General features: G+C 44.8%; 16 protein-coding genes. 1 reads left to right on the plus strand and 15 read right to left on the minus strand.

Features of this window, described 5'->3' with window-relative positions; all coding sequences use genetic code 11:
- Window positions 1-1,559, plus strand: a 1,559-nt coding sequence (katG, locus tag HRT75_RS12735) for a catalase/peroxidase HPI (RefSeq protein WP_291187404.1), incomplete at its 5' end; no start/stop codon positions are given.
- Window positions 1,560-1,611: 52 nt separating this feature from the next.
- Here katG and HRT75_RS12740 read toward each other — a convergent pair.
- The 15 genes from HRT75_RS12740 to HRT75_RS12810 form a co-directional block, all read right to left on the minus strand.
- Window positions 1,612-1,938, minus strand: a complete 327-nt coding sequence (locus HRT75_RS12740) for a hypothetical protein (protein WP_366665071.1) — start codon at window positions 1,936-1,938, stop codon at window positions 1,612-1,614.
- Window positions 1,893-2,453: a DUF4421 family protein gene (locus tag HRT75_RS12745; protein WP_291187406.1), complete on the minus strand. Its 561-nt coding sequence runs from the start codon at window positions 2,451-2,453 to the stop codon at window positions 1,893-1,895. The genes HRT75_RS12740 and HRT75_RS12745 overlap by 46 nt, the downstream gene beginning before the upstream one ends.
- 12 nt (window positions 2,454-2,465) lie before the next feature.
- Window positions 2,466-2,594: a hypothetical protein gene (locus tag HRT75_RS12750; RefSeq protein WP_291187408.1), complete on the minus strand. Its 129-nt coding sequence runs from the start codon at window positions 2,592-2,594 to the stop codon at window positions 2,466-2,468.
- 51 nt (window positions 2,595-2,645) lie between these two features.
- Window positions 2,646-3,632, minus strand: a complete 987-nt coding sequence (locus tag HRT75_RS12755; protein WP_291187410.1) for a hypothetical protein — start codon at window positions 3,630-3,632, stop codon at window positions 2,646-2,648.
- A 54-nt stretch (window positions 3,633-3,686) separates the two neighbouring features.
- Window positions 3,687-4,565, minus strand: a complete 879-nt coding sequence (locus HRT75_RS12760; RefSeq protein WP_291187412.1) for a pirin family protein — start codon at window positions 4,563-4,565, stop codon at window positions 3,687-3,689.
- Window positions 4,566-4,567: 2 nt separating this feature from the next.
- Complete coding sequence (locus HRT75_RS12765; protein ID WP_291187414.1) at window positions 4,568-4,924, minus strand: hypothetical protein; 357 nt, start codon at window positions 4,922-4,924, stop codon at window positions 4,568-4,570.
- Between the two features lie 79 nt (window positions 4,925-5,003).
- Entirely contained in the window at window positions 5,004-5,717 is a 714-nt protein-coding gene (locus tag HRT75_RS12770) for a methyltransferase domain-containing protein (RefSeq protein ID WP_291187416.1), read from the minus strand.
- Window positions 5,718-5,728: 11 nt separating this feature from the next.
- Complete coding sequence (locus HRT75_RS12775; protein WP_291187419.1) at window positions 5,729-6,445, minus strand: membrane or secreted protein; 717 nt, start codon at window positions 6,443-6,445, stop codon at window positions 5,729-5,731.
- Window positions 6,446-6,450: 5 nt separating this feature from the next.
- The gene (locus HRT75_RS12780) at window positions 6,451-7,329 is read right to left on the minus strand and encodes a YitT family protein (protein WP_291187421.1); all 879 of its coding nucleotides are present in this window, start codon (window positions 7,327-7,329) and stop codon (window positions 6,451-6,453) included.
- A 6-nt stretch (window positions 7,330-7,335) separates the two neighbouring features.
- Window positions 7,336-7,866 carry a hypothetical protein gene (locus tag HRT75_RS12785; protein WP_291187423.1) on the minus strand — a complete coding sequence of 177 codons (531 nt, stop codon included), beginning with the start codon at window positions 7,864-7,866 and terminating at the stop codon, window positions 7,336-7,338.
- Window positions 7,856-8,101: a DUF2007 domain-containing protein gene (locus HRT75_RS12790; RefSeq protein ID WP_291187424.1), complete on the minus strand. Its 246-nt coding sequence runs from the start codon at window positions 8,099-8,101 to the stop codon at window positions 7,856-7,858. Before HRT75_RS12790 ends, HRT75_RS12785 begins: the two co-directional genes overlap by 11 nt.
- A 10-nt stretch (window positions 8,102-8,111) precedes the next feature.
- On the minus strand, window positions 8,112-9,122 hold the full coding sequence (locus HRT75_RS12795) for a phytanoyl-CoA dioxygenase (protein WP_291187426.1): 1,011 nt from the start codon (window positions 9,120-9,122) through the stop codon (window positions 8,112-8,114).
- 88 nt (window positions 9,123-9,210) lie between these two features.
- Window positions 9,211-10,071, minus strand: coding sequence for an OmpA family protein (locus HRT75_RS12800; protein ID WP_291187428.1), 861 nt, complete (start codon window positions 10,069-10,071; stop codon window positions 9,211-9,213).
- Between the two features lie 79 nt (window positions 10,072-10,150).
- Complete coding sequence (locus tag HRT75_RS12805; protein ID WP_291187430.1) at window positions 10,151-11,143, minus strand: glycosyltransferase family 2 protein; 993 nt, start codon at window positions 11,141-11,143, stop codon at window positions 10,151-10,153.
- Window positions 11,144-11,153: 10 nt separating this feature from the next.
- Window positions 11,154-11,503, minus strand: a 350-nt coding sequence (locus HRT75_RS12810; RefSeq protein ID WP_291187432.1) for a type I restriction enzyme HsdR N-terminal domain-containing protein, incomplete at its 5' end; no start/stop codon positions are given.

Consider the following 11,503-nt stretch of genomic DNA (forward strand, 5'->3'; position numbering starts at 1 on the left):
GGGGCCCTCTAGCGGCTGTGATGATGGGATGGATCTACGTAACCCCAGAAGGACCAAACGGTAATCCAGATCCGATGGGATCTGCGGCAGATGTACGCGAGACCTTTGGACGTATGGCCATGAACGATGAAGAACCTGTTGCTTTGGTTGCTGGAGGACACACCTTTGGTAAAGCACACGGTGCCGCGGATCCAGGACAATACGTTGGACCTGAACCACACGGAGCGACCATGCAAGAAATGAGTACCGGATGGAAGAACACCTACAAGTCTGGCGTTTTAGAAGATACGATTACCAGTGGTATTGAAGGGGCTTTGACACCAAACCCAACGCAATGGGATGCCGATTATTTTGATGTACTATTAAACTACGACTGGGAGCTTACTAAGAGTCCCGCTGGAGCCCACCAATGGACACCAACAGCCGAGTCTAAAGCGAGAATGGCACCAACTGCAGGTGATCCAAACGGGCAACAAGCCTTGATGATGACCACTGCGGATATCGCTTTAAAGACAGATCCTTCTTATCTAGAGATCTCTAAGCGCTTCCACGAAGATCACAAAGCTTTTGAAGATGCTTTTGCTCGTGCTTGGTTCAAATTGACCCACAGAGATATGGGCCCTAAAGTTCGTTATGTAGGACCAGAGGTTCCTGCTGAAGATCTTCTATGGCAAGACCCGATCCCTGCTGGATCTAACAGTCTTAGCAAGGACGATGAGACTTCATTGAAGAAAATGATCTTGGCTTCTGGTTTGAGCATTCCTGAATTGGTTAGAACTGCTTGGGCTTCTGCATCTACTTTCAGAGATACAGACAAGCGTGGAGGAGCTAACGGAGCACGTGTTCGTTTGGAACCACAGCGCAGCTGGCCAGTAAACCGCCCAGAAGAATTGAATAAAGTACTTGGAGTGTTGGAAGCGATCCAAAACGAGTTTAGCGGATCTGTTTCTATGGCGGATTTGATCGTACTCGCTGGAAACGCAGCCATCGAAGAAGCGGCCCGCAATGCTGGACATGAGGTGAGTGTTCCTTTCCACGGAGGACGAGGTGACGCTACTCAAGAGCAGACGGACATTGAGCAATTCAATTACTTGAAGCCTCTTGGAGATGGATTCAGAAACTACGTAAATCCAAATATCGATGTTAAAGCAGAAGATCTGCTTGTAGACAAAGCAAACCTGATGGCGCTTTCAATTCCAGAGATGACCGTTTTGGTTGGAGGAATGCGCGTCTTAGGTGCTAATTATGACGGATCGTCTCACGGAGTATTTACAGACAACGTAGGTGCCTTGACCAATGACTTCTTTAAGAACTTGGTAGACATGACCTACACTTGGAGTGCTGCAGATGCTGACGAAAAGACCTTTGAAGGACGTGACCGCAGAACAGGGCAGGTTCGATTCACAGGTACTCGCGCTGATCTGATCTTTGGATCAAACACCGAGTTGAGAGCCGTTGCCGAGGTTTACGCCACAGACGATGCTACAGAGAAGTTTGTAAATGACTTTGTAGCTGCTTGGACTAAAGTGATGAATGCAGATCGATTTGATTTAGCATAAAGGATTAGGCCTTATAAATTGAAAAAGCGATCTCCCAAAGAGGTCGCTTTTTTTATAGCCCGAATTTCTCATTGATCTTGCGAGCCTGACGTGCGATAAATTCTGGTGGATCCAATCGAATTCCCACAAAGACGCGGGCGTAACCTTGGTCATTTAGAACGGAACTGCCACCGCCATTATCGGTAAAGGTGGATTCAAAATTTAGAAATGCACCTGCAATGAAGCGTTCAGAACTGTATCCCAATTGAAGCCCTCCATCCAAAGAAATAGGGTAGCGGGTGTCTGTTTCTCTAATGCCAGTAAACTCCTGAGTGGATTCGCTGAATTGAATCCCTATACCCGGCGAAAGCTGCGGTGAGATAAACCAATGCTCATCAATAACCCAAGTGTAATAATAAGCAGCAGTAACTCAAATTCAAAATTGTTCTCCACTTCCTTGCCTTGATCAAAAGTTCCAGAAACCCTGCGGTAGCCATAGCGAAAGGTCGGTACAAAACTCCCAGCGCTTTTGAGCTGCCATTCTGTGTTGTAGACAATATTTCGCAATGAGAATCTATCGTTTAAAACATAGGCCTTAGAAGCACCCCAGTAGATCGTCCTGAGATCCGGGAATTGGGCAAAGGGGTCTGAATCTGGATTCCAATCGGGAATAAAATCTCCTGTATTGGCTACATAAAAGCCTTGACTGCTTTGATAGGTGAGCTCTTGAGCCCATTTGCCCAAAAAGAATCGAAAACTAAAATCTGTGAGATCACTCGCGCCTTTGCGGTTGTCGTCTTTGTTGGAATTGAAAAAGCGCGGGGCAAAACCAACGTTAAAACCTAAGAACTCATAATCCAAAGAAAGAGCGACTCGTAAACTGCTGTTGGGACTTAAAAAAAGATCGGGTTGCACGCGGTCAAAGACCTAAAAATCATTATTCTGCGTATCCAGATTGAGTTTGAGAATGATCTTATCTACATAAGATTTGATATAAAGACTATCGGCTTCTTGAGCAGAGACGCGGCCAAATACAAACAGTAAAAGGAAAACCAAAAACGGCTTGACCAGGCTGCGATATGTCTTTGATCTTAGAATGCTGCAGGCTTAATTAAAACGTATGGATTCTAAAGTGGCCTTGTATTGCGGAAGTCGTTGCAAAGGGTCATCAAAGGCGCTAGAAATAAATACTAAGGCACTATTGGCTCCGTTGAGAATGGCGGCGTAAAAAACACCACTTCTATCTCCAGAAACCACCGTAGTCTCTAAGACAGTTGCCGGCATACCATTGATGACAATTTGTTTAGTAGGAGTGGCTGTGATCTTTAGTTGTCCTTGCTGGCTTTCTTCAACCAATTGCTCAAAATATTTTTCTTGTGCTTCTACCGGAAGTACAGGGATGGGAGCAAAGTTCATCGAAGTAGGCAGCGCCTTCTCAGATTCTGGATTGCCGTCTTTATTATAAATATCCACCTGTTTGCTTAGTACGGCAGGCTTGAAACCAGTAATGTTCGGATCAAAGGTGTAAAAAGGCCCGGAGAGATCTTCAGCGTTTTGCTCCTTATCATGAACCATGGTTTTGAAGATATCCAACACTTCATTGCGAGCCGTGGGACTATCGCTAGGATACTCTCCAAAGATCAAACAAACAAAATCATCGTCTCCAAAAACGATAGATGCCTTGCGCTGGGTTGGTAAATTAGAAGGGCCGTCTAGAAAGATGCCTGCGTAGGGTCCAAAGCGAATGTCGCGCACAATGTCAACCTGAGTCCCTCCAGCTTCTATATTCTCACGACTAAAGGCCTTTTTAGCATTTTCAAATTTGGCCGATGGCGTTTCTACGATTTGAATGAAGGTATTCTGATCCTTTTGAATTTGATTCTGTGCACGCACAAACTTGAATTGTTCAGGAAGCAAGGCGTAAACCTTGGAACCTGGAATGCGTTTATGGGCTTCCGTTAGTCTAGAGTTTATGGTGTCCGGAAAACGTGTAGGGTCTGCCTGCGTAGTGGCAGTAGCCAGCTTTTCTTCTTTACAAGCAGGAGTCATTGTAAAGCAGCAGAGCAGCAGTAGCATAAAAATCTTGATGCGCATAGTAGTTCTGAGTTGCCCCTCAAAACTAAAGAAAATTGCGCAAACCAGTAAGGTTTATCGCTTGAGTTGAGGAATTGGAATGTAGGTGGAATCTCCAGGAACTTGAGGGAACTTTTTAGCTTCCCAGTCGGACTTGGCCTGAGCCAATCGCTCTTTATCTGAAGAGACAAAATTCCACAGTAAAAAATGCTCTTGCCCTAAGGGTTCTCCACCAAATAAGAGCAGTTGGGTATCGGCATCCATGCAGATCTCGCATTGTTCATCGGTTTTGCTGATCAGCATTTGCCCTGCATCTACTTTTTGCCCATCTACATTGATCTGTCCTTTTACGATCACAAAGGCAACCTCTCCGCGCAATTGCCCGGCCAGTTGCAAGGTGGTTTCTTCTGCGGTGAACACATCGACCATAAACAAAGGCGAGTAGCCTTGCAGTGGTGCTTTTCTGCCAAAAGCCGCTCCGGCTGCTAGTTTAAAGTGTATGGGGCCCTCTTGCCAAGTGGGAATTTGATCCGCAGGAAAATAATCAAAGCGCGGCTCCATGGTTTCTTTTTCAGGAGGCAGTGCTACCCAGATCTGATAGCCGTGCATATCAAACTCGCGGCCGTCTCTTAATGCTAGAGGAGTGCGTTCGGTATGTGTGACACCGCTGCCGGAGGTCATAAAGCCAACATCTCCGGGTGAGATCACTTGAACGCTACCCACGCTGTCTCGGTGTTCTATTTGCCCTTTAAAAAGATAGGTCAGGGTACTGAGGCCAATATGTGGATGTTGATCCACATCCATATACCGGCCAGGGCCTAATTGAGCCGGTCCCATATGATCAATGAAGGTAAACGGGCCTACCTGCCGTTTTTTTCGAAAAGGCAGCAGACGCCCAACCATAAAGTTGCCCAGATCTGCTTGCCGTTCATTGACTAAGAGGTCGTTGTTCATATTTACTCTTTTTTAACGGGCTTGTAGGATACCGCAGCCTTTGCAATAACTTCAGTGTCAAAGTAGATCTCAAGACCTTTGGAAATGATGAGTTCTTGAGTTTGCTCGGGTTTAACGGCAAATTCCTGAAGGATCTCGCCCTCCTTTTGAATGCGAATAGAGAAGGCTCCCTTTCCAATATTAGACACCACTATGATGCTGTCTTCATAGACATAAGGGTTAATGGTTGCATCTTGTCCAGGGCCTTTCCCGGTGATCGACATGCTTTGATTTGGGTCCAAATCAATAATGGCAGCCTCTTGGCCCGTTGCGTTGAGCATAAATCCAAATAAGGCGATCAGTGTAATTTTTAGTTTCATGATTGAAGTTTTGTTTAAAGATAGTTGTGATCTACAGGCCTGATTGCCAAGAATATCACAATTCTTTTATAAAAGCCTCTTAATTTGCTTTGGCAAAGACCATACAATGCTGCCAAGGCAAGTTTCCAATGTTTTCAACTAACTTAAAGCCTGCCGCTTCCATTTCTTTTACCGCTTGAGCCTCCGTCATTTTATGAGTCTCTTTAATGGGCACAGTTGGGTCTTCTCCCCGGTACTCGATTAAATATAATTTAGCGTCAGGGCGCATCGCCTCATAAATGGAGGCCATCATTTCTACGGGAAAACTAAACTCGTGATACACATCAACAATCAGCACTTTATCCACGGAGTTCGCAGGTAAATTCGCAGTTTTTTCGGTAGACTTGATCAAGGTAACGTTGTCTACCTCAAGGGCTTCAATGCGGTATTCCATGGCTGCCAACATCTCATTTTGAATGTCTACGCCATAAACGGTTCCCTGACTGGCTAAGGGTGCCATTCTAAACACGTGGTAACCAGATCCAGCACCTATGTCCGCAATATCATCATCGGGGCTGATCTCCATATTGGCAATAAGCGCGGAGACATTCTCTTCCTTTTCACGTTCCGGCCGTTCCAGCCAACCCATACCTTGAAAGCCCATCACAAAGGCGATCTCTCGTCCCATATACCATTTACCGGTCCCATTGCGGTCACCGGATTTAAAGGTATATGAACCTTCTTGTTTCTCTGTTTGCCCTTGGCAACCCCACAGCGGAGTCAAAAGTAAGAGCAGAATTATTGTCTTTTTCATAGCTAAATTTTTTACTGCGGACTACGCTCACTCCAAACTTCGTAAAGCGGGTCGCCTTTACTGGAAAATCCAGAATGATGCCAGTGGCCCTCTATAAGTTTATAGTCAAATTCCAAAGCGGCTCCCACACGGGATACATCTCTGGAAAAGAACTCGATGTTTTCTGTGTATTTGCCATCAACCGTAGTGTAGCTCCCACCACCGTTAGCCATGAACTGTTTGGTCTCCGTATTGTAGGCGATCCATTGAAACCGAGTTCCAGAGAGGATCTTCATGGTTTTCCGCGGACGTGAGGTATCCCGCTCTTGCATTTCTCCGTTGCGTTTGCGTCCAGACATAAGCCATGCGCCATTTAGTGCTCCCGGACTTCCGTCATCCACGCGCGTAAAAACCCGATCGTCTCCTACGATTTGCAATTCTTTATCGGTTAAACGAATGTCAAAGCTGATGGAGTTTCTAACGGCTTCAGGATTGTCCGAATTGAATTCCACAGTTTCTGTTAGGGTGTTTCCTTCAAGACTCCACAATCCACCATTGGTATGGATAAAGTCTCCCGTTTTTGCGTCAAACTTCGTAAGGACTTGAAATCCGTCAGTATAAGTGACCACCTGCCTTACTTCTTGACCTTGGGAGGTAGTTCCGTAATATTCCCAGGCTCCGAGGAGCTCTTGCCCTTGCAGGCCGAGTGCACTCAGCATAAAACCTACTGCCAAAAGTATATTTCTCATAATCTTTAGTTTGATTTTTTAGTTTGATCGCGACTCAGATATTTTCTCAATATGCCTCCACGGACGTTATTTACATCGAACTCAATGACAAAGGCATTGAGATCCAAATTATCAATTAAGCGCTGTAGGCGCCGTATGTCAATACGATTGATCACCGAATGAATAATCTCTACGTCATCCTTTTCTCCGCGACTCCCCACACCTTTGGTGCCTTTATTGACAGTCATCCCAATACCGAGCTTCTCCGTAAAGGCTTTACGTAAGTCCGCCGGATGTTCAGTGACGATCATCAAGCCCACATGATCTTCAAAGCCTTCTATGGTATAGTCAATGGCCTTGGCGGTAACGATATAGGTCAAAATAGAGTAGAGGGCCACCTCCACAGAAAGCAGGAAAGCCGTAATTCCAAACAGGACAATATTGAAAACTAAGATCACCCGTCCAATACTGAGACCCCATTTTTCGTTGATATAGATTCCAAAGATCTCCGACCCGTCCAATACGGAACCGTTTTTAATGGCCAAGCCAATTCCGGCGCCTAAAAACAAGCCACCAAATATGGAGATGATCAATTTATCATCGGTGATGGATTGAAAGTTCTCAAAGTGAATCACTACGGCTAAAAGCAGCACAGAAAAGATCGATTTGATCAGGATCTTGCGCGCTACAGTAAACCAACCAATGACAAAGAACGGAATGGTAATGATGGGTAGGGTATAGGAGAGCTCTACCTGAAACAGCTCAGAAACTAAAATGGCAATACCTGTTACGCCTCCATCTAAAAAGCCATTGGGCAATAAAAATGCTTTAAGTCCAATGCTTGCTAAACAAACTGCCAAAGCAATTTGGAGCAATTCAAAAATCAACGATCGATTCAAACTCATACGGTCTTAAGGTCTGTTTTGAATATATTCCGCTGGGATCGGATTCTCTGGAGTTTCTTGCGTCCAATAGATATTCACGATCCACCAACGGCTGCCGTCAAATTGCAATTGAATGCTGTTGATGCCTCGCATAAAAGGCTGCGTGTCCTTTTTGGAGCGGAAGGATTCATAGGTACTGAAAACTTGCGCTATGGTCCCAAAACGATCTTCCTGCCTGCCGATCTCTTTTTCGTAAAAGCCGTTTTCTGCCAACCAGGCTCCAGAACGTTTGATATAATCATCAGGACTCATATAAACGACCTGATAACTGCCATACTTGGTTTTGGCCGAAAAGATCAATTTAGCCTCCTCTTTAAAAAGATATGTAAAGAGCTCCCAATCTCGCGCTTGTCCTTTTTCGCCGCTGATCACTCCATAAAGTGTGGCAATTGTAGCATCAATGCTTTCTACTTTAGTGAGCTGATCCGCTTGGTCTTGGGAAAAGCTGGTTTGGCAGCCAAGTATCAAAGCCAGCAATAGTAGTGTTTTAAGCTTCATCGGTCTGTTGGTTGTTTATAAAATCGTCCACAATTGCTTTGGCCTTTTCAAGATCACCCTGATGTACTTTTAATCTAACAGTGTTTGGGGTGCCGCCACCAAATCCAGCAGTGATCCCGGCTTGGTAGTCATTTTGCACCATAGCATCTATTCCTGACTGTTCTAATAATCCCTTTAAGAGAATCACGCGAACTTCCGTTCTGGAATATATGGTTTCAAATTCTTGTTCACTCATATGTTCTGTATTATGAACCTAGAGGCTCTAAGGTGTATTTGAGTTCTATTTGTGGTTCGAGTTGATAATTAAAGGTTATTGTGCTGTCTGGGAAGGGTTTTTCTAAACGCATTTCCAAGGGAAGGCTCAAGGAAGATTCTCCGCGTTCTAAAACAATGTCCTCATGGATCTTCACCCGCGTGTCAATGATGAGACTCTCAAAGTCATCCATTGAATTCAAGGGCACAGGAACCTCCTTGAAGACACTTGGTAATCCATCTCCCTGAGGGATCTGGCCCAGTAGATCTCTTACGTTGACTATGGTTTTTTTATGAAGTTCTACGCGATCCTCGCTACCAGCAACAGCTGGTTTGATCAAACTTAGTTCCAAGCTCACATTCTCGGGTATGAGAATAATATCGTCGTTAAACTGAGGCAGCATGTTGTAAAGAATAGGCACATAGCATTCCCGATAAAGCATAGCGTCTAAGGTCTCGCTAAAGAGTATATCGTATTGATCGGCTTCCGGAACTTTAAAGGTGACTGCATCGGCCAAATAAGAATCGATCAAATAATCTTTTAAGTCCAAGGCCTGTATCAGCTTTTTTGCAGCCTCCAAAGAGCGTTCGTTGATCTCTAAAATACTAAAGGAAAGCTCCTCTGAGGTGTAGATCGCCGCGAGTAGGGTCATAAAAGGGGCATAAGGCCCACAGCCCGCATAAAACACCTTTACAGGTCTACCGCTAACTCTGGTCTTTGCCAATGCAATAGCTTTTTGCATACCCTGTAGGTATTTGCGCGTTCTTCTAAGGTCCAAGAGGCATTGTGCCGCGTGATTTATGCCTAATGCCTTTCCGTAAGCGGAAGGAACTGCGGCCATCATTTCCATCTCTTGATCCATACCCGACACCCTTGTGAGTTCGCTGAAAAGTCCGTGAATTTGCATTAAGCGTCCGTGCAGGTTTTGATCATTCAGTGGGTCTTCCAAAATGGAAAGCACTGCTGTTTTAAGCGTTTCTTTGTTGGATTGTTGATTGGTCATGGGTGTGATGTAGCTTATCCTTAAAGATAAGGTATTCGCATAAAAAAACCGCGCTTGTGGGCGCGGTTTGTAGTTTGTCTAGCGAGGACTAGTTATTGATCGCTGGATCTTTAAGTCCGTCTTCAATCATGTTGTAGAACTGATCGATCTTAGGCAGTACCACAATACGAGTACGGCGGTTTCTCGCTTTTCCTTCTGCGGAGTCATTCGGTGCCACAGGAATGTATTCTGAACGGCCTCCTGCAGTCATACGCTTCGGATCAACTCCGAATTCATCTTGCAGCAATCTTACCACCGCTGTTGCGCGAAGCACACTCAAATCCCAGTTGTCTTTCACTCCAGAACGACTGATAGGATCGGTGTCCGTGTGACCTTCTACTAAGAATTCAAAATCAGGTTTGTTGTTTACAACCTTCGCTACTTTTCCAAGTACTTCCTTGGCGCGATCGGTAATGGCATAGCTTCCGCTCTTAAATAATAGTTTATCAGAGATGTATACGTAAACCACACCTTTCTGTACACTAACTTCGATATCTTCATCATCCAAGTTTCCAAGCACTCCTTTAAGGCTCTGAACCAAAGCGAGGTTTACAGAATCTCTACGAGTAACTGCATCTTGAAGCTTGCGAATGGTCAAATCCTTCTCTTTTAAGCTCTCCAATGATCTTTCCAAGTTTGCAGCGCCTTGTTGGGTAAGTGTGGTAAACTCCCCGATCTGCTTGATAAGATCTCCGTTGGTAGCGTTTAAAGAAGCAACTTGTGATTCTAAAGAATTGGCTCGGGCAGTGAGTCCCGCTTTTTCTTCTAGACAGCTGTTGAGCTTAACGGTAGCTGAATTCAATAAATCTTCTGTGTTGCGTTGTTTGGCTTCTAGTTCTGCGTATTGTTTTTTAGATACACAGGATACCGCGGTAAGGGCAATGGCGGCAATTAATGCTATTTTCTTCATAAATCTCAGTTTAGTTACGTAAAATTAGTTGTTATGCAGCTTTGCTAAAAATCCTTAACAATACTTTAGGTAAAGGTAGTTAAAGCTTGCTAAAAGTGCGCAGCCCAGAAACAAAATACTTCCACACTATACTGTTAATAACGTAGTAGTTTTGAGTGTTGTAAGTAGCTGGCTTTGTTTTGGTTATATCCCTGTAGTTTCTGTAAAAGTCCATGTGTGCCCTAAAGATCGCGCTCACATGACCAAATTGCCCCTTGATCAAAAACCGCAAGGCAGCAAGCCCGTCAAGGACCATCCGAACAAAAATGCACTTTTTAGCCGTGAATCCATTGAGGTTTTTGGTCAGGCAGTATAGGGAGTTTCTAAAGTTGTAATAGGTCTTTTTGGGATGCATGCTGGGTAAGGTTCCTCCGCCTAAATGGTAAACGGAACTCTGCGGAATGCACTTAACTTCTCTGCCTAAATGAAACAAGCGCCAGCAAAGATCAATCTCTTCCATATGAGCAAAAAAGCGCTCGTCAAAACCTCCGGCAGTCTCAAATGCTTCCTTGGTTATGAATAAGCAAGCACCTGTGGCCCAAAAGATATCGATCTCAGCATTGTATTGTCCCTCGTCTTTTTCCAGGGTGTCAAAAATACGTCCGCGGCAATACGGATAGCCGTATTTGTCAATAAAGCCACCAGCAGCTCCAGCGTATTCAAAGGATTCTGGATTGCGGTGATCTAAGATCTTGGGCTGAGCAGCGGCGAGTTGGTCGTTGTTTTGAAAGGCCGCAATCATTGGGTCGAGCCAATTTGGACTGACTTCCACATCACTATTGAGTAATACCCAAAGCGGTTCATCTACCTGCTTTAGAGCTTCATTGTAACCGCCAGCATAACCGCTGTTGGTGGCGTTTTGTATCAAGGTGATCTGCGGATAGTGTTCTTTTAGAAAAACCACAGAGTCATCAGTAGAAGCATTGTCGGCCACATAAATGTGAGCTTCAGCGCTATGCGCCACCACAGAAGGCAAATAGGTCTCCAACAGTTGGCGTCCGTTCCAATTCAATATGACTACAGCGACTTTCACGTTTGCAAAGTTAATTATACGAGGGCAGTTCTGGCAGGAAATTATATCGGCTGTTGGCGTAGTCGAGCTGGCAGTAATAATGGGATAGGCCATTGGTGACCATCAGCAGGTTTGCATTCAGAGCTAAATTGTATCGCGCAATCTGATCAAAAGTATCTTGAGTGATCGCTACAGAAGGTGCTTTACACTCCACCAAAACCCTAATTTTTCCATCGGGATGAAACACCACCACGTCATAGCGTTTCTTTAAGCCGCTCACTTCCAGTTGCTTTTCTACATTGATCAAACTCAAAGGGTATCCCTTGTCGTGATGTAAAAAATGAATACAGTGTTGACGCACCCATTCCTCCGGGGGGAGGA

This window comes from Gilvibacter sp. (genome assembly GCF_013214815.1).
Lineage (GTDB): Bacteria > Bacteroidota > Bacteroidia > Flavobacteriales > Flavobacteriaceae > Gilvibacter.